Origin of the sequence: Acinetobacter sp. YH12063 (assembly GCF_013419715.1) — a bacterium.
GTDB lineage: Bacteria > Pseudomonadota > Gammaproteobacteria > Pseudomonadales > Moraxellaceae > Acinetobacter > Acinetobacter amyesii.
The window spans coordinates 141790-160751 of sequence record NZ_VOZO01000008.1; the positions used below are offsets into that span (position 1 = coordinate 141790).

Annotated in this window: 19 protein-coding genes and 1 pseudogene; 12 read left to right on the forward strand and 8 right to left on the reverse strand. The window is 41.0% G+C overall.

Going from position 1 to position 18962, the window contains the following annotated elements; all coding sequences use genetic code 11:
* Positions 1-99: 99 nt before the first annotated feature.
* Positions 100-294, reverse strand: coding sequence for a hypothetical protein (locus FTU12_RS10775; RefSeq protein WP_180004283.1), 195 nt, complete (start codon positions 292-294; stop codon positions 100-102).
* A 457-nt stretch (positions 295-751) separates the two neighbouring features.
* Between FTU12_RS10775 and sbmA the strand changes: the two genes are divergently transcribed.
* The 4 genes from sbmA to FTU12_RS10795 all read left to right on the forward strand — a co-directional run bounded on the left by sbmA (position 752) and on the right by FTU12_RS10795 (position 4920).
* Positions 752-1948 carry a peptide antibiotic transporter SbmA gene (gene sbmA / locus FTU12_RS10780; protein WP_180114343.1) on the forward strand — a complete coding sequence of 399 codons (1197 nt, stop codon included), beginning with the start codon at positions 752-754 and terminating at the stop codon, positions 1946-1948.
* Positions 1949-2413: 465 nt separating this feature from the next.
* Positions 2414-3385 carry a hypothetical protein gene (locus FTU12_RS10785; RefSeq protein ID WP_180114344.1) on the forward strand — a complete coding sequence of 324 codons (972 nt, stop codon included), beginning with the start codon at positions 2414-2416 and terminating at the stop codon, positions 3383-3385.
* Positions 3386-3480: 95 nt separating this feature from the next.
* Positions 3481-4326 carry a hypothetical protein gene (locus FTU12_RS10790; protein WP_168379044.1) on the forward strand — a complete coding sequence of 282 codons (846 nt, stop codon included), beginning with the start codon at positions 3481-3483 and terminating at the stop codon, positions 4324-4326.
* Between the two features lie 147 nt (positions 4327-4473).
* Entirely contained in the window at positions 4474-4920 is a 447-nt protein-coding gene (locus FTU12_RS10795; protein WP_227591924.1) for a hypothetical protein, read from the forward strand.
* A gap of 108 nt (positions 4921-5028) precedes the next feature.
* Here FTU12_RS10795 and FTU12_RS10800 read toward each other — a convergent pair whose 3' ends face one another.
* Entirely contained in the window at positions 5029-5607 is a 579-nt protein-coding gene (locus tag FTU12_RS10800; protein ID WP_180065307.1) for a DJ-1/PfpI family protein, read from the reverse strand.
* Positions 5608-5837: 230 nt separating this feature from the next.
* Here FTU12_RS10800 and FTU12_RS10805 point away from each other — a divergent pair, with 230 nt between their 5' ends.
* The gene (locus FTU12_RS10805; protein ID WP_180010075.1) at positions 5838-6359 is read left to right on the forward strand and encodes a hypothetical protein; all 522 of its coding nucleotides are present in this window, start codon (positions 5838-5840) and stop codon (positions 6357-6359) included.
* Positions 6360-6373: 14 nt separating this feature from the next.
* Here FTU12_RS10805 and FTU12_RS10810 read toward each other — a convergent pair whose 3' ends face one another.
* Complete coding sequence (locus FTU12_RS10810; protein WP_180114345.1) at positions 6374-6595, reverse strand: hypothetical protein; 222 nt, start codon at positions 6593-6595, stop codon at positions 6374-6376.
* Positions 6596-6992: 397 nt separating this feature from the next.
* Here FTU12_RS10810 and FTU12_RS10815 point away from each other — a divergent pair.
* Positions 6993-7822: pseudogene (locus FTU12_RS10815) on the forward strand (IS5 family transposase).
* A gap of 184 nt (positions 7823-8006) precedes the next feature.
* On the opposite strand, the gene gatB reads toward FTU12_RS10815, so the two are convergent.
* The 3 genes from gatB to gatC are packed head-to-tail and all read right to left on the reverse strand — an operon-like array spanning position 8007 to position 11326.
* Positions 8007-9482 carry an Asp-tRNA(Asn)/Glu-tRNA(Gln) amidotransferase subunit GatB gene (gene gatB / locus FTU12_RS10820; RefSeq protein WP_180114346.1) on the reverse strand — a complete coding sequence of 492 codons (1476 nt, stop codon included), beginning with the start codon at positions 9480-9482 and terminating at the stop codon, positions 8007-8009.
* Complete coding sequence (gatA, locus tag FTU12_RS10825) at positions 9482-10960, reverse strand: Asp-tRNA(Asn)/Glu-tRNA(Gln) amidotransferase subunit GatA (RefSeq protein WP_180022293.1); 1479 nt, start codon at positions 10958-10960, stop codon at positions 9482-9484. Before gatA ends, gatB begins: the two co-directional genes overlap by 1 nt.
* Before the next feature lie 51 nt (positions 10961-11011).
* On the reverse strand, positions 11012-11326 hold the full coding sequence (gene gatC / locus FTU12_RS10830) for an Asp-tRNA(Asn)/Glu-tRNA(Gln) amidotransferase subunit GatC (RefSeq protein WP_078189985.1): 315 nt from the start codon (positions 11324-11326) through the stop codon (positions 11012-11014).
* Positions 11327-11459: 133 nt separating this feature from the next.
* Between gatC and FTU12_RS10835 the strand changes: the two genes are divergently transcribed.
* From FTU12_RS10835 to FTU12_RS10860, 6 genes are all read left to right on the forward strand, one after another.
* Positions 11460-12506: a rod shape-determining protein gene (locus tag FTU12_RS10835; protein ID WP_086178633.1), complete on the forward strand. Its 1047-nt coding sequence runs from the start codon at positions 11460-11462 to the stop codon at positions 12504-12506.
* Positions 12507-12522: 16 nt separating this feature from the next.
* Positions 12523-13380, forward strand: a complete 858-nt coding sequence (mreC, locus tag FTU12_RS10840) for a rod shape-determining protein MreC (RefSeq protein ID WP_078189984.1) — start codon at positions 12523-12525, stop codon at positions 13378-13380.
* Positions 13367-13858, forward strand: coding sequence for a rod shape-determining protein MreD (gene mreD, locus FTU12_RS10845; protein WP_168379038.1), 492 nt, complete (start codon positions 13367-13369; stop codon positions 13856-13858). Before mreC ends, mreD begins: the two co-directional genes overlap by 14 nt.
* Positions 13846-14412, forward strand: a complete 567-nt coding sequence (locus FTU12_RS10850; protein ID WP_180040412.1) for a Maf-like protein — start codon at positions 13846-13848, stop codon at positions 14410-14412. The genes mreD and FTU12_RS10850 overlap by 13 nt, the downstream gene beginning before the upstream one ends.
* A gap of 42 nt (positions 14413-14454) precedes the next feature.
* A complete protein-coding gene (rng, locus tag FTU12_RS10855) occupies positions 14455-15909 on the forward strand; it encodes a ribonuclease G (RefSeq protein WP_078189981.1) in 1455 nt (484 codons plus the stop codon).
* A 142-nt stretch (positions 15910-16051) separates the two neighbouring features.
* Positions 16052-16225: a PA1571 family protein gene (locus FTU12_RS10860; RefSeq protein ID WP_168379036.1), complete on the forward strand. Its 174-nt coding sequence runs from the start codon at positions 16052-16054 to the stop codon at positions 16223-16225.
* 311 nt (positions 16226-16536) lie between these two features.
* On the opposite strand, the gene FTU12_RS10865 is transcribed toward FTU12_RS10860, so the two are convergent.
* Positions 16537-17916, reverse strand: coding sequence for a wax ester/triacylglycerol synthase family O-acyltransferase (locus tag FTU12_RS10865; protein WP_168379035.1), 1380 nt, complete (start codon positions 17914-17916; stop codon positions 16537-16539).
* Between the two features lie 167 nt (positions 17917-18083).
* Entirely contained in the window at positions 18084-18818 is a 735-nt protein-coding gene (locus tag FTU12_RS10870; RefSeq protein WP_168379034.1) for a phosphoadenylyl-sulfate reductase, read from the reverse strand.
* Between the last annotated feature and the right edge of the window lie 144 nt (positions 18819-18962).

Sequence of the window (18962 nt, forward strand, 5' to 3'; positions counted from 1 at the left end):
ATGGAATTTAAGAACCTTATCCTGTTTATTCAATAATTGTATGATTAAATTTCTTAGAATAAATATGATTTAAAAACAAATCACAAAGTGAGGCGAAAATTAAATTTCGCGCCAAACTTCATTCTTATCTTTCAATGAAATCACAAAGTTAAATTTGTCATCATTACTTACCAAAAGGCCTTCTGGCGTTTGCATAATCACTTTTAGAACGGTACCAGTTTCAAAAACCAAAGGACTGCAATTTTCTTTATTTAATGTAATTGGTTTGAGTAATTCAACAATTGCACTTTCCATTTTACTTCCCCAAGCATAGGTTGTTAATTGAACTTAGCATATTATTGGTGAAGAAACATGTTTTGTAAATGACGTGAGCTACATCGCAGAAAATATTTTAGAGAATTCCATAACTTAAGTTTAAATAATGGTTAAATAATTTATGGATTTTAATTTGTTGATATCAAAGAAAATTTATAAAATTACAAATTTTTTAAGTGTATCTGTATGCTTAAGATGCATTTTTAGTTCCACAAACAATGACCAAATCATCAATATGGCTTGATCAATAAAGGAATTTAAGGCAATTTTCAGTTTTCATGCTTAAGCTAACAGAATGATGTGTCGTCTTGTATTTGATTGTTAAATTTCAGATTAAACAGCGTTAAATATTCAATCTGAACAAGAAAATTAATGAAATAAAACTTATCATCAGCAACTCAAACTAAAAACAAAGATTCAGGGAAATGTAGGACCAATGTTTAAATCGTTTTTTCCAAACCCAAAATGGTTTTTTGGATCATTCCTTATATGGTTCATAATTAATATCGCCTTATGGTATAGCGGTGGTCATAGTTGGGGTACGATGTTCGGTTTACCTGCAAATTATCATCAAGCAGAACTGCCTATTGGTGTTAGCCGATTTTGGAGTCCCAAATTTTTATGGTTCTATGTTTGGTTTTTTGTAGCAACGGCGTTTTTTGCAGCCTTTTGGAAGATCAAATCAGATAATCCTTGGCAGCGATGGTCAGTGTGGGGAACCGCACTTATCCTGTTTAATGTTTGGTTTAGTGTGGAATGTAATGTCGTGATCAATGCTTGGTATAACCCATTCTATGACCTGATCCAGAAGATGCTTTCAGGTGGTGGGGGCGAAGTGACGATGCTATATTCTGAGATACTGACTTTTCTCTATGTGGCCATGGTGTATGTCACACTGGCTGTATTGAACCTGTTTTTCGTCAGTCATTATGTTTTTCGTTGGCGTACTGCAATGAATAACTTTTATACTGCGCATTGGGAAAAACTGAGAACCATCGAAGGTGCCTCACAGCGTATTCAAGAAGATACGATGCGCTTTGCAAAAACCACAGAAGGACTTGGGGTTAGTTTAGTTGAATCGGTGATGACCTTAATTGCATTTCTACCTGTGCTGCTAACTTTATCAACACATGTAAAGAAATTACCTGTCGTGGGAGAAATCGCCTATGCATTGGTTTGGGCGGCAGTCCTTTGGGCGGTTTTAGGGACGGTTATTTTAATGCTGGTGGGTTATAAACTACCCGGTTTGGAGTTTAATAATCAAAAAGTAGAAGCGGCATATCGTAAAGAGTTAGTTTATGGTGAAGATCATGCAGATCGAGCAGACCCTTTCACATTACAAGAATTATTTACTAAAGTTCGTTTTAATTATTTTAGACTGTATTTCCACTACGCTTATTTCAATCTGGTTCGTATTTGGTATATGCAGCTTGATAATATTTATGGGTTCTTTGTATTGTTTCCAAGTATTGCAGCGGGAACAATCACGCTCGGTATATTAATGCAAATTTTAAATGTCTTTGGGCGTGTACGTGATTCTTTCCAATACCTGATTTCTTCGTGGACAACCATTATTGAACTGATTTCTATTTATAAGCGTTTAAGAGCATTTGAAGAAAAAATTAACAATTGAGTTTATAAATTTAAAAAAAACCTGTAATAAAATGCAGGTTTTTTTATGACTTTAATTTTAAGTTAATATATTTCAATAAAATCAATAGATTAATATTTTTAGATGAGCTGTTTTTTTACTCGATTCCATATTGTCGCTCGAATCATGGATAGGCCCAGCTTTATATTATTATTAATAATAGAGGCTTGTTCTGATGGCAGATTTGATAAGCACATAGCGATACATAAATGCTTGCGAAATAACCTAAAAGGGAACGATGATGACCGTTCACCAAGGATAAACAAATACACTTAAATAAAATGTGAAATTCATCAAATTAAAATTAACAACATATGCACACATCTCAAACGTGTACGATTTTAGTGATTAAATTTATAAAAATAATAAATAAAATCAAGATTATAAAATTGTGAAAGGCACTAAATTACGCTATTTTTTAAGGGTGAATTTTTTGAGATTTTTGCTGTGAATTTAAAGGCAATTTTATGGGTGGGGAGTATTGGATTTGCATTACATGGTTGTACAACCATGCAGAGTTTAAACCCAAATTCATTTAATCATTATGCATCACCACAAGAAGTGATTAATCAAAAAGGGCTAAATAGCTCAAATGGGAAGGCGAAAGAATACGTCTATGATTGGGGGCCACAAAAGAAAAATGTTGAAGCAGAATCGCTGATACCCAAGCAAAATATGAGCAGTTACTGCCAAGCCAAAAATGGCAAATTTATTCAACTGAATAAAAGCAATTTGAACCAAGTCAAAAATGCATGGAGTCGTAAATTATTAGCGACCTATAGCAGTATAAAACAGGGCACAGGTGTATTTCAGTGTAGTCAGGCAGATGGACAACGCTGGATGGTTGCTATTGAACCTGTTTCAGAGCGTAAATCGAATGACCGTTCTGAAACCCGCTTAGTGAGTTTGTATACAGCAATTATTGGACCCGAAGAACGTCGCAAAAACTATAATAAACAAGAAGAAACTGTAGCTAAAAAAGCCACACCAAGCAAAGCAAAAGCAACGACAACAAAAAGCAATGCGAAAGAGGAAGCAAAAAAAGAGGTAGAGACTAAAAAAGAAACCAAAGCCAAAGAGCCTGAAAATAAACCTGTAGTGAAACCAGTTGCAGAAACATCGCAACAGATACAAATGCGCTTATATGTCAATGCACGACGCGACCTGAATGCCGGAAAAAACCAAGTCACCGCTTGTAATAATGCACAGCGCGCTTATAGCTATGGCAAATTAAATGGTGCAAATGCCAATAGAGCCTATGCTGAATCAGGTATGCTCGTTGCAAAATGCTTAACGTCAGTGCCTGCATATAGCAAAAGTTATCCAAACGCCAATGCAAGAGCAAAAGGCATCCTACAAAACTTAGCGACCAACTATAACCACGCAGGGGCAAAAAATATGTTGAATCGTATGAAATAAACTTCAACAGGATAAAAGCCATTTGGGGAAATAAGCTTTTATCCTGATCCAATGATGTACTCAGATAAAATTTTAAAAAATAATAAGGAAAAACCATGAGTTCAGTAAATGAAACTTATTTTAATGCACCATTATTTGACCGAGAATTAACAGAGATTACAGTCAATATCGAGCAAACACCCTTCTTTTTGAATGATCGTGGGCATCCAACATATTTAGCATCACTTGGGGCAGGAATTCATTTAATTACCGAGTCAGCCACCAATGCGAAAATGACGATGGGAAATCCCTACGATGTGCCTTCCGAAATTTCGACTAAAATTACCAATTGGGGGGAGCAAACGGAGCTTGAATTTGAAGGGCAACACTTCGAGTTTATGCCATTGGTTGCGACCAGAGAAACCGCTGCAGCTTTTGGTATCACCTTAGTTCAGGCAGGTGAAGCGATTCAGATTCATTCAAATCAAAAACGACTGTCAGAGATTCAATATGAATACGGCATGATGGCAGGTCATTGTTTTGCCTATCTAGATGGCGGTAAGCCTGACTGTAGTGGAAAAACCTTATTTCCTTATGTGGCTACTGATTTAGAACACCATGACTTTCCGCATATTTTTAGCGCGACAGATCAGGATCAATTGCCTCTGGTCATCTCAGTGGGACGTTATTTTCCAAATCTAGGTAAGATTTACTTGGCAGATTTATGGGTCAATCCCGGAGATGCTTTATACATTCCAGCGAAACCCAAATATTCGAATCCAGAGTTTATTGACCTACATAATAATCGTAATGCAGCACTTGCCTGCTGGCGAGGGGATAGTAATAAATCGACATTGACCACCCATAGTTTGCTCGATATCCATGGGCATTTTTACTGGTATTGGAATAGAAGGCCAACGATTCATCCTCTCATCTATGCAGCTACTAGCAAAAATGAATAGTTGAGTTACATAGACCAAACAGCAAATACAGCACTTCATGATACAAAGGTGACTCAAGTTTTGGGAGTTTGGTCTATGGCTTACGGTTTATCTAAAAAATTACATCTACGTTTTTCACGACCAGCAGGTTTGGCTGTATTGACGCTCATGATGCTTGGGACGACGCAAGTGAGTTTAGCGAGTCCGACGGTCGATCAGCTCAGTCAATGTTTAGTAAAATCGACCACTGCCGCAGATAAAACGGCGGTTCTACAATGGACCTTTTCTGCCTTGGCAGCGCATCCAGATTTAAAACAATACAGTAATGTCAGTGATGCGCAAAAAACGCAACTCGATAAAAATCTGGCTCAAGTGATGCAGCGAATTTTGGTGGAGCAATGTTCTACGCAAACGCAGGCTGTAATTAAAGCCGACGGTCTACAGGCTGTAGGCGAAAGTTTTCAAGAGCTTGGTAGTATCACGGGGGATGAAATATTAAAGACGCCTGAAATTAAACAACAATTACAAGGCGTACTGCGTTATGTCGATTTAAATAAATTGGTGACCAAATTTTTAACCCCAGAAATTTGGAATAAGTTAGGTGTGGTTCGTTAATTTTATTTTGAGTAAATAAAAAATGCTCCTTTTATACAAGGAGCATTTTTTATGGATTCACCCTAAATGGATGATGATCCAATGCGTTTTAGTTTCGTGACTCAAGCATTAAATGGTAATCGTCGCGCCTAATGCTTTAACAAATTGCGCCATCCACGCAGGGTGAGCAGGCCAAGCAGGAGCAGTAACTAAATGACCGTCGGTCACTGCATCCGTGACTGCAATATCGGCATACTGTCCGCCTGCCAATTTGACTTCAGCGGCACAAGCCGGGTAAGCGGAACAGGTGCGGCCTTTGAGTACATCTGCTGCTGCAAGGATCTGTGCGCCATGACACACGGCTGCAATTGGTTTTTTCACACTGTCAAATTCACGTACGATTTCGATTACACGATTATTCATGCGCAGGTATTCCGGTGCACGACCACCTGGGATCACCAGACCAACATAGTCTTCGGTATTTACCGTACTAAAGTCATAGTTAATGGCAAAGTTATGGCCGCGTTTTTCGCTATAGGTCTGGTCACCTTCAAAGTCGTGTATAGCAGTTGCCACTGTGTCACCAGCTTTCTTGTCTGGACAGACTGCATGTACGGTATAGCCCAGACCAGTTAAAAACTGGAATGGCACCATGGTTTCATAGTCTTCGGCATAGTCGCCAACCAGCATCAGAATTTGTTTAGACATGTTGTTACCCTCTAATTCTCTATGATTTATATGAGAAATTTGTTTTTATTCACCATAGCACAGGCAGATTGTGGATTTAAGACGCTTATTGTTCACTTTAGTCGTAGCTAGATAGGTCCAAGATCAGGCAACAAGAAACAGGTTAAAAATCAGGTTGATTTTGCAATGTAATAACAGATGAACTGTCATGCTTTGTGGTACAAAGAACAGACTGTTAATGGAGTTTGCTTATGTCACGCTGTGTTTCCCCTGTACGCCACAGATTTTCTAAAATTGTTCGTTCTACGCTGATGGTAACTGCCTTGTTGGGAACAGTGCAAATGGCAAATGCAGGACCAACGGTCGATCAGTTGAGTGACTGTTTGGAGAAGTCCACCACAATTGCCGATAAAACTGCTGTAATGCAATGGACCTTTGTGGCTTTGGCTGCACATCCAGACCTGAAAGCATTTAGTAATGTGTCTGCTCAGCAGAAGGAAAGTCTGGATAAGAATCTGGCATCGGTATTACAGCGCATCTTGGTTGAGCAATGTTCGGCACAAACTAAGGCAGTGATTCAGGCAGAAGGTTTGGAAGCGGTGGGTAATAGCTTTCAGGCTTTAGGTCGTAGTACAGGTGAGGAAATTTTAAAAAATCCGGAAGTGAATAATCAGCTGAAAGGTGTGCTGCGTTATGTGGATTTGAATAAGCTAATCACCACGTTTTTGACACCGGATATCTGGAATAAGTTGGGTTCGATCAGAGGGAAATAAGGTATCTGTCGGGCTTATCTGAAGATGGCAGCGATGATTTTAATCAGCCAATAAATGGGATAGAAAATAACTTCTATTCCATTAGCAAATCCTAGTCCTCGCTGTTTTCTGCGAGGTTCTGGTTGCATTTCAGAGAGCCACTTACGGCATTTTGGAATCAATAGCAAAATGATGATGATCAGCGCAAATATGCCAATGGTGATCTGAATGATAAAGAGTAAAAGTTCAGGCGTCATTTTTGTTTTTCTTTGATGTTTTTGATTTTATAGCATAAATAATAATCCTTTTTCAACGATCACTTGCACTTTGTTTTTAGAGGTACTTCTCCCCTATGAAGCAATGCTTTAAAACTTGCTCAGGGGAGGGAACCTCGCATATTAAATTGATCAGATGGCAAAGTCTCCCTTTTTTAAAGGGAGACTTTTACGGTTTAAATGATCTTATTTCCAGTTACTTGGGAAGCTAAATAAATCTAAGCCAAAAGTTATTGGAAGTAGTAGATAAACAGATATGACAGGCTTTGTTGCACAAACCTATCTGTAAAGGCTTTTTCAGCGATATAATTTTCAAATGAAGAAGCCTACACACAAAATCTACCGCACAACCAATTGGCCCGCATATAACCGAGCACTCATGAGTCGCGGAAATATTGCCCTTTGGTTTGATCCTGCTACGCAATGGTATGCGCCATCAAAAGGCAAACAAGGGCGAAATCAAACCTACTCCGACGCAGCTATCCAATGCTGCTTAATGATTAAATCCTTATTCCGTCTATCTTTACGTATGGTCACTGGCTTTGTGCAAAGTCTGATTAAACTTTGCGGATTAAATTGGATAGCTCCAGATTACACCACGCTTTGTAGAAGACAAAAGCATATTGATATTGTAATCAGCTACCAAAAAAGTAGCGATGGGCTGCATCTACTCATGGACTCTACAGGCATGAAGTTTCATATCGTCGCCAATGGCGTAAACTTCATATTGGTATAGATGCTAAAACCCTACAAATACGAGCAGTTCAGCTTACAACCAATAATGTCAGTGATTCACAGGTGCTTGGTGATTTACTTAATCAGATTCCACAAGATGAGCAGATTAACTCTGTTTATACCGATGGAGCTTATGACACCAAGCAATGCCGTCAGGTCATTGCAGATCGGCAAGCGCATGCGGTGATTCCACCTAGAAAAAATGCGAAACCATGGAAAGATACAAAGAGTAGCTCGCTAGAGCGAAATGAATTACTTCGAACAATTAAACGTTTAGGCAGGACACTATGGAAAAAATGGTCAGGCTATCATCGGCGAAGTTTGGTTGAAACTAAGATGCATTGCATCAAATTATTAGGAGATAAACTCAGTGCAAGGAGTTTTGATAGCCAAGTGAATGAGATCCATGCACGTGTAGCAGTCCTTAACAGATTTACGGAATTAGGTCGACCACTTACCCAAGTTACGCCTTAAATTTAGCTCAATTAGGTGCGCTTTGCATTTCAAATCTTTGTGCAACAAAGCCGTGTGATTTAGAAAACCATATAAATTTAATACTTCAATTTGTTGAATAGATTTCATAAGTGCCTACTTGTAATAAAAAACCCCGCAATTTGCGAGGTTTTTATAACACAGATTTAATTAACTATGCTGTAAATCAACCAATCAATTTCTTCATTAATTCATTTACTTGCGCAGGGTTGGCTTTACCTTTCGCAGCTTTCATGACTTGACCAACAAGACCGTTAAAGGCTTTCTCTTTACCAGATTTATACTCTTCAACCATCTTCTCGTTAGCAGCAAGAACGTCTTTAATAATTGCTTCAATTGCGCCTGTATCAGTTTCCTGTTTCAAGCCTTTTTCTGCAATTACTTCATCCGCAGTTTTGCCTTCTTCCCACATAAAGCCAAATACTTGCTTCGCAATCTTACCGTTAATGGTGTTGTCCACAATACGTGCAATCATACCGCCCAATTTCTCAGCAGAAACAGGAGAATCATGAAGTTCTAGACCTGCTTTGTTTAAAGCACCTGAGAATTCACCCATCACCCAGTTAGCCGCAATCTTACCTTGTGCAGCACCGCCAGCAGCATTAACCACAGCTTCGTAAAACTCTGACATTTCACGTGTAAGCGTAAGCACGTGAGCATCGTACTCAGTCACGCCAAAGTCCGCTACAAAGCGAGCACGACGTGCAGCAGGTAGCTCAGGCATCGTCGCTTTAATCGCTTCGATTTGTTCGTCTGCAATAATCACAGGCAACAAGTCAGGGTCAGGGAAGTAGCGGTAATCGTTCGCTTCTTCTTTAGAACGCATAGAACGCGTTTCCATCTTCACAGGGTCGAACAAACGTGTTTCTTGGTCGATGGTGCCATCCCATTCCAAGATTTCCATTTGACGTTCAATTTCAACGTTAATCGCTTGTTCAATGAAGCGGAATGAGTTGAGGTTTTTCAACTCGCAGCGTGTACCAAACGGTTGACCCGGACGGCGTAAAGACACGTTACAGTCCGCACGGAACGAACCTTCTGCCATGTTACCGTCAGAAATGCCTAACCAACGCACTAAAGTGTGGATCGCTTTAATGTAGGCAACCGCTTCTTCAACCGAACGCATATCAGGTTCAGATACGATTTCAAGTAACGGTGTACCTGCCCGGTTGAGGTCGATACCCGATTGGCCTTCAAATTGGTCATGGATCGATTTACCAGCATCTTCCTCAAGGTGCGCACGTGTTACGCCAATGCGTTTTACTGTGCCATCTTCAAGTTGGATGTCGATATGACCCAAGCCCACAATCGGGTTATCCATTTGGCTGATTTGGTAGCCTTTTGGAGAGTCAGGGTAGAAATAGTTTTTACGTGCAAACACAGACGCTTGGTCGATGTAAGCATCGATACCCAAACCAAAGCGGATCGCGAGATCAACCACTTCTTTGTTGAGTACTGGCAATACGCCCGGCATTGCCAAGTCAACAAGGCTCGCTTGCGTATTTGGGTCTTGACCAAACGTAGTTGATGAACCTGAGAAAATTTTGGTATTGGTTGCAAGCTGAGTGTGAATCTCGATACCAATCACCACTTCCCAACCATCAATCAGGTTAGATTTTGGTTTCGCAGCGTTTTTAGCCATTATGCATTCTCCTCAGCAATTGCAGCGCGTTGTGTATGCCAATCGGTTGCTTGTTGGTACTGATGCACCACAGACAACAATTGAGATTCTGACCAGTAGTTACCAATCAGCTGTAAGCCAACCGGTAAATTGTCTTTGTCAAAACCAACAGGCGCGTTAATCGCAGGAAGACCTGCCAAGTTCACTGCAATCGTGTAGATGTCACCCAAGTACATTTCTACAGGAGACAGGTTTGCACCAATTTTATATGCAGTCGTTGGTGCAGCAGGAGCAGCAATCACGTCTACAGATTCAAATGCTTTTAAGAAATCTTGTTGAATTAAACGACGTACTTTTTGTGCTTTCACATAATAAGCATCGTAGTAACCCGCAGAAAGCGCGTAAGTACCAATCAAAATACGTTGTTGAACTTCTTTACCAAAACCTTCAGAGCGTGAACGTTTGTAAAGATCCATCAAATCAACTGGATTTTCTGCGCGGTAGCCATAACGTACACCGTCGAAACGAGATAAGTTAGACGATGCTTCAGCAGGTGCGATCAAGTAATACGTTGGTACGTAGCTTTCAGTCATGTTCAGGTCAATCTCAACCAAGATTGCGCCCATTTCTTCAAGCTTTTTCAGTGACTCTTCAACGCGTGCTTTCACATCAGCATCTAAGCCGGCAACGTTAAAGTATTGTTTAGGAATACCAATGCGTAAGCCTTTTACAGAAGTGCCGTTGAGGTTCGCTACATAGTTATCGACGTCTTTTTCAACCGAAGTTGAATCTTTCGCATCATGACCTGCCATCACGTTCATGAGGTAAGCACAGTCTTCAGCCGAACGTGCCATCGGGCCGCCTTGGTCTAAAGATGATGCATACGCAATCATACCGAAACGAGAAACACGACCATACGTCGGTTTAAGACCAGTCAAACCGCAGAATGATGCAGGCTGACGGATTGAACCGCCTGTATCTGTACCTGTTGCGAAAGGCGCAAGATCAGCCGCTACTGCAGCCGCAGAACCGCCTGAAGAACCACCGGGAACATGGTTTAAGTTCCAAGGGTTCGCAGTCGCGCCGTAGAATGAGTTTTCACTTGTTGAACCCATGGCGAATTCATCCATGTTCACTTTACCTAAAGTGACAAGGCCCGCAGCTTTACCTTTCGCTACAACGGTCGCGTCGTAAGGAGAGATAAAATTGTCCAGCATTTTAGAACCAGCAGTGGTTTTAATGCCTTGGGTACAGAAAATATCTTTATGCGCAATTGGTACACCGGTCAACGCAGTTGCATTGCCTGCTTTAATTGCAGCATCAGCCGCATCTGCTTGCGCAAGTGCTTGTTCAGCTGTCACGGTCACGTATGACTTGACTTGAGCATCGATTTTTTCAATGCGTTTTAAATAGTGTTCAGTCAATTCGCGTGAAGAAAATTTAGCGCCAGCCAAACCTTCAGACAATTCACGAATTGATAAGCGATGTAAATCTGTCATGAGAAATATTTCTTTACGTTTAATTTGAAAAAATGTTGATCTGAATAAAAATTATTCAATCACACGCGGAACAAGGTACAAGCCATCCTGTACGGCAGGAGCAACTGCTTGATATGCTTCGCGATGATTGGTCTCAGATACCACGTCTTCACGTAAGGGCTGTGGATTGTCGAATGGACTTTTTAGTGGTTCAACACCGTCAGTATCGATGCCTTTCAGGGTTTCCATCATGCCTAAAATTTTATTTAAACTTTGAGCATAGTCGGCAGATTGCGCTTCATCTAGCGACAATCGAGCCAGATGGGCAATCGCTGAAACTGTTTGTGCATTTAGATCTGCAGAATGCTGTGCATCCGATGTAGACATAACATTACCTAATCAGTATTAAAAAAATTCAAAATATCGTGGCTTATAATAAGCGATTGACTTGTTCAAATCATCACATTTAGTTAAAGTTGCCACCTTGCGTCCATATAAAAGTTTAACTGAGAACGTCCCCGTGATTCTAAAACGACTAATTGGCTTGTTTTCGCCGGATCTTGCCATTGATTTAGGCACTGCAAATACACTTATTTATGCGCCAGGACGAGGCATTATATTAAATGAACCGACGGTGGTGGCAATTCGCCACAGTGGTTCACAAAAAATCGTTGCCGCAGTAGGTCTTGACGCGAAGCAAATGCTAGGTCGTACACCTGCAAATATTTCTGCGATTCGCCCAATGAAAGATGGTGTGATTGCAGATTTTGAAGTCACTGAAACGATGTTGAATCAATTCATTGGCAAAGTGCACGAAAAACGTTTGTTCCCACCTGCACCGCGTGTCGTGGTGTGTGTGCCATGTAAATCGACGTTGGTGGAACGCCGTGCAATCCGTGAAGCTGTATACAATGCAGGTGCACGTGAAGTTCGCTTAATTGAAGAGCCAATGGCTGCTGCAATTGGTGCAGGTATGCCTGTTGAGCAAGCTTGTGGTTCGATGGTTGTCGATGTTGGTGGTGGTACAACTGAAATCGCGATCATTTCACTTCAAGGTTGTGTCTATGCAGACTCACTACGTATCGGTGGTGATGTATTTGATGAACAAATCATTAATTACGTGCGTAAAGCACATGGTTGTGTGATTGGTGAAACCACTGCAGAAAACATCAAAAAAGAAGTTGGTATGGCGCTTCCAGAAGAAGGTGCAAAACCTTTGGAAATCGAAGTCCGTGGTCGGAACTTGGCTGAAGGTGTACCTCGTGCGATTACCGTAACTTCTGATGAAGTGACTCAAGCGATTTCTGATCCACTGCAAAACATTGTGGCTGCGGTTAAATCTGCACTAGAGCAAACGCCACCTGAGTTGTCTTCAGACATCGCAGAACGCGGTATTGTGTTGACTGGTGGCGGTGCATTACTTCGCAATCTTGATAAGCTTCTTGCAAAAGAAACAGGTCTTCCTGTCGTGGTTGCAGAAGATCCACTATCATGTGTTACACGTGGTGGTGGTAAGGTTCTCGAATTCTTCGATAACCCAAATCATGACATGTTATTTGTAGGCTAAGAAAAGGACTCGGCGGGTGCAAACGCAACTGTTTTCAAGACAACCGCCATCTTTTCGCTCATTTATCATTGCGGTGATTACATGCTTGGTGGTGCTTTTCTTTGATTGGCGCATGCCACATGTAATTCAACCGGCCAGAGACGTCTTGTATGCGGCATATAATCCAATTTATGCACTTGCAAGCTATCCAGTGTTATCGCGAGAATGGCTGAATCAACAAACCAAGTCTGAAGCTCAATTACGTCGTGAAAATACCGCGATGCAAGCAGAGTTAATTCAGGCTCAAGTCCGTTTACAGAAACTTTCTGAACTTTCTGCTGAAAATACTCGACTACGTGGACTACTCGATACACCACTCATTATTGATGGCCGTATGGAGATTGCCGAAGTCATTGGTACCGATGCTGATCCCTTACGTCATATTATTGTGATTAACCGTGGAGCCAGCAGTCAGCTTAAAGTGGGACAAACTGTACTCGATGACAAGGGTATTATGGGGCAAATTATCAATGTTTACCCACATAGTAGCCGTGTCATGTTGCTCTCAGACAAAGAGCACTCTTTATCCGTGCGGATGGAGCATACCGGTATGCGCGCAATCGTTACGGGTACAGGTGACTTAGGTCGACTTAAGATGGAATACGTGCCAACCAGTGCCAATATCAAAGTCGGTGAAAAAGTCTATAGCTCAGGGCTAGGGGCACATTTCCCAGCGGGTTATTTGGTGGGTACAGTGTCGAAAGTCAGTCGTCACAATAGCGGTGAATTTGCCCAAATTGATATCAATCCTGCTGCCCAATTGGCAGGTGGTCATCATGTGGTTGTGCTATTTTCCGATTCTTTAGCGATGGAGCAACCGCATGTCACTCGCTAAGCTTAGTCGTCATACAGAGCGCGACCCATTATTTCCGATTATCTTTTCCATCATTTTGGCATCCGTGCTGATGGTGTATCCGCTTTCTTATGACTTATCGGGTTGGCGTCCATTATTCATGATGATGATCATGCTATTTTGGGTACTCTGTCAGCCGACATGGTGCGGTGTTTGGTTTGCATTTGCCACAGGTCTATTTACCGACTTATTGACTGATGCGCCATTTGGCATGAACGCACTGAGTTTTGTGGTCATTGCATTTGTGACACGCTTTTTGACCCGTGAACGTCGTATTCTCACATTTGGTAATTTATGGATTATTGCTGCAATGGCAATTTTCGCGCATTTACTGTTTGTGTGGATTGTTCAAGTGATGGGTGGGGCACAGTTTTCATTTGCTCGCCATTGGCAGCCAATTGTTACTAGCTTACTCATTTGGCCAATCATGTATTACTTCCTGAGAAAATGGCGCATATAATTTTAGCTTCGAGTTCTCCTCGACGACGCGAACTTTTGCAACAATTGGGTCTGGAATTTGACATTTTCAGTCCAGATATTGATGAGTCCGTGTTGGAAGGAGAACCTGTAGCGGATTATGTAGAGCGTTTAGCACGTGCCAAAGCTTGCGCAGTACAACAACAATTCCCTGATGCTATCGTTATTGCCGCCGATACCAGTTTAGGCGTAGATGAGCACATTTTAGGAAAACCAGCGTCGAAAGCACATGCTTTTTCTATGTGGGAAATGATCTCTGGACGAAAACATGATGTGTTTTCAGGTGTTTGTGTCAGTACAAAAGATCAAATATACAGTATAGTAGTGCGTACACAGGTTGAATTTCAAACGCTGAGTCTAGCTGACATGGAAAGCTACTGGGCAACAGGTGAACCAATCGGCAAGGCGGGAGCCTATGCTATTCAAGGAATTGCTGCGCGCTATATTCCTTGTATTGAAGGGAGCTACAGCAATGTCGTTGGGCTGCCTTTGCATGAAACCGTACAGTTATTACAGACAGTTAAGGCATTAAATTAACTGCTGCAACACAAGAATTTTTATAATGTTTTGAGTTTTGATATGTCTGACGAGTTGTTGATTAATGTCACACCGATGGAATGTCGGGTGGCGTTGATTCAAAACGGTACGGTCAATGAATTATTTGTTGAACGCACCGTGAAGCGTGGGTTAGTGGGCAATATTTATAAAGGGAAAGTTGTTCGCGTGCTTCCGGGTATGCAGGCTGCTTTTATTGATATTGGATTGTCGAGAACGGCTTTTTTACATATCAATGATATGGTCTGGCAGCGCAATCAACCAACCCCGAATGTTTTTGAGCTGTTACAACCAGGGCAAGTACTCACCGTACAAGTCATGAAAGATATGTTGGGTACCAAAGGTGCACGACTATCAACTGATCTTTCTATTCCTTCTCGTTACCTTGTTTTAATGCCATATGGCAGTCATACCGGTGTTTCTCAGCGCATTGAGTCTGAAGAAGAACGAGATCGCTTGCGTAGCATGATTGAACGCATTCAAAAGGAACACAACTTACCGGGTTCAGTCATCGTTCGTACTGCCGCCGAAGGTATTCCTGAATGTGAAATTGCGCAGGACATGGCTTATTTAGCAAAACTGTGGGAATACATTCAACGTAAACAACGCAGTATTGTTGTGCCTTCATTGATTTTTGAAGAGCTACCTTTACCACAACGCGTCATCCGTGATTTGGCCAATGAAGATACGTCTAAAATTCAGGTCGACTCACGTGAAGTGCATGGCAAATTGCAAGAGTTTGTTCAAGAATTTGTACCGAGTATGCAAAATCGCTTACTGCATTATCCGGGTGAGCGTCCAATTTTTGACTTGTACAATGTCGAAGAGGATATTCAGAAAGCCTTACAGACACGTGTAGCACTTAAGTCTGGCGGCTACCTGATGATCGATCAAACTGAAGCGATGACCACGATTGATGTCAATACTGGCTCCTACGTCGGTGGTCGTTCGCTTGAAGACACTGTGTTTAAAACCAATATGGAAGCCACACAGGTCATTGCACGTCAGCTCCGACTACGTAACTTGGGCGGGATTATCATTATTGACTTCATTGATATGCAAGAAGCACATCATCGTGAAGAGGTGATGAGCCAGTTTGAGAAAATGCTTGAGCGCGATCATGCTAAAACCAAGATCACTCAAGTGTCTGAGCTGGGTTTGGTGGAAATGACTCGGAAACGCACCCGTGAATCTCTGGAGCATCTACTTTGTGATTCTTGCCCGACCTGTCAGGGGCGTGGTTATGTGAAAACGGCTGAAACAGTTTGCTATGAAATTTTCCGTGAAATCTTGAGATATGCACGTGCTTATGAGTCACAAAGTGGTTTTACCGTGGTGGCACATCCGTCGGTGATTGATCGATTGTTAACTGCTGAAGCACCTGCGGTAGCTGATTTAGAGCACTTTATTAGCCGTGTGATCAAGTTCCAAGTGGAAAATTTATATACGCAAGAGCAATACGATATCATTCTGAGTTGAAATTGTAACAGAATATCGTTAAACACTTGTTACAACTGAGATTTTACTTTTGAACTGTTATTTTGAATACTAGACACATCAAATAGCCAAAGCCATTTTCCCGTAATGAACTTGAAAATGGCTTAGCAAAAAGAGGTGTATTATGGGTGTTAGTAAAACAGTAATGAAAAGTGGTCTTAAAACTGTTGTTGAAGCAAAAGCGATCCATTCAGGTTATATCGTGGATGAGCGTGGTAATGAGGTTCAAATTACAGCGTCTATGATTCGTTCTGCTTGTCATCAGTTACTTAAACAGTGCCGAGCAATTAAAGCTTAAATATTGAAATATAAATAATGTAATCCAGAGGGTTAAAGTGCTAACGCGCAATTCTAAAATATTTAATGCGCTAAAATTTTATAAATAATGGAAAATAAACTTAATTATCAGTTCGTATCTACAAGTCATAATTAAACAATAGCAACGGATTTGTTCACCTAAATTTTAGCTTATACACATAAATTGCTCCAAAAAATCAATCAAAGTTCAAATACTAAAAACCCGTCTAGATTGTTTAATTTAGACGGGTTTTTAATTTTTTTGATGGTTCAATCTGCTGATGAATTGATACAAAATCTAGAAACAGGCGGTTAGCTAACCGCCTGTAACTTTGGGGAATCTTGGTTCACAATAGTTTCAAATCGTTGAATTTCTTCTTCCAAATGCGTGAGTAAATTTTGCATTTTTGGCAGCGCATTACGACATGCCGTTAAACCCACTTCAAGCTTATCTAAATAGCTGGTCATGGTGATATTAAGCGCTTGACCATCCAAAACAATGGACGCAGGGTAGAGCGCTTCTAAACGTGCACCATTCCAATATAACGGCTCTTGTGGGCCGGGAACATTCGAAATGACCAAGTTAAAGGCCTGACGTTTTGGCATGAAGCCTGATGCAATATTTAAACCTGCTGCACTGTAGACAAAAGCACTGTAGTTTAAAATTTGATTCGAGTTCATCCGCTTAAAGCGCTCTTTGGCATTGAGCACACTACGACGCACAATCTTCAACCGTTCTAGCGGATCTTCTTTATGGGTTCCAAGATTGGCCAAAATCATGGTAATACGGTTTGACATATCTGAATCATCGGTACGAACTGATGCAGGCACCATGGCAATCAATGGCTTTTTAGGTAAAGCATTTTGTGTAATTAAATATTCACGTAATGCGCCTGAACAAATTGCAAGCACAATATCGTTAATTGTTACGCCGAGTGACTTGGCAATATGTGACAAACGTGAAAATTCAAAAGACTGAGCAGCGAAACGACGAGAAGAACTAACCCGTTGGTTTAATATTGAACTCGGCGCTTGGAAACTAGACACATAATCTGGGTTACGCCCCATATCTTTCATTACTGTTTGTGACAGTTCGTACAAAACTCGTGGAGTTGAGTCAAGTTGTCCCTTAATGGTCGATAACAGACCTTTCATACGACTGGATTTAGGCTGTTTCAGGCGTTTTGCACGAGGGCCTTCTACACACCATGGTGGCACAATTCTTTTAGCATCTGGGTCATGCGAAAGTGATTTTTCAACTAAACGCATACCTGCAATGCCATCGACCATCGCGTGGTGGATTTTGAAGTACATAGCAAAACGATTGCCTTCAATGCCTTCAATAATATGGCAAGTCCAAAGCGGTTTCGCACGGTCAATCAGCGCACTGTGTTCTTGAGAAATATAAGTCAAAAGTTCACGAATACGACCGGGATGCGGCAGTGCGATATGGCGGAAGTGATGATCTAAATCAAACTCTTCGTCTTCATCCCAAAAGAAGCCGTTGAGTTTATTGTTAAAAGGAGGAATAGGAATGGATTTTGAATTACGAATATCTGCGACTAAATCTTGAATAAAAGTATCTGGTGCATTGTCAGGGATCTGAAATAAAAATAGACCACCTACGTGCATCGGTTGTTGCCGTTTCTCTAAATTTAAGAATATGAAATCAATAGGATGTAATGGACGCATAGCGTTGATTGCCTCACTGCAATTTCTACAGCTGCTCATGTATGAGTAGCATTGTTAGAATTATTAAATTGTCTTTTGCAGTATAGCGTTTTTACGTTGAAATGATACGGAATTATGTGTATCGATGCGTTGAAAAAAACCACTGCTATGCAGTGGTTTTGTGATCTTTATTTTTTCATGTTGCCTGCGTGTAAGCCGCATTCTTTATGGGTTGCATCTTCCCACCACCAGCGACCTTCTCGTTCGTGTTGATTCGGTAAAACAGGTCGAGTACATGGTTCACAGCCAATCGAGATAAAGCCACGTTCGTGTAGTGGATTATATGGAATTTCCATTAGACGGATATAGTTCCAGACATCAGCGCTAGACCAGTTTGCCAAAGGATTATATTTAATCAATTGCTTGCCCGGACCTGAAAAACCGGGGTCTGCTTGTACCACAGGAATTTCATTACGTGTGCCTGGGCTTTGGTCTTTACGTTGACCAGTGATCCAGCCATCTAAAGTGGCTAGTTTTTTACGCAAAGGTTGTACTTTACGGATACCACAGCATTCTTTATGTTCATCTTGATAGAAGCTAAAAAAGCCCTTTTCTGTTACCAGTTTTTGTACGGCATCACTTTCTGGGAAACAGATTTCAATATCAATTTTATAATGTTTACGGACAGTATCTAAAAATTGGTAAGTTTCAGGGTGTAAGCGACCGGTATCTAAACTAAATACACGAAAAGGAATCCCTAAGTTCGATGCAAGATCAATCAGTACAACATCTTCTGCACCAGAAAAGGAAATCGCAACTTCACCTTGCTGGCTAAGCGCAAGTTTCATAATCTCAGAAGGTGATTTATCTGCATATTCAGATGCAAGTGCATCGACAAGGTCAATAGTAGGGATGGTAGTCATGAATGTCCTGGCTATAGGCTTGGAACGTTAAAACCTATATTAATTTATTTCAGAACTATTTTAATGGAAATGCTAAAACACACTTATCACTAAAAAATAGATACTTATGAAAAAAATAGATTTAAAAAAGAACAATGCATTTTT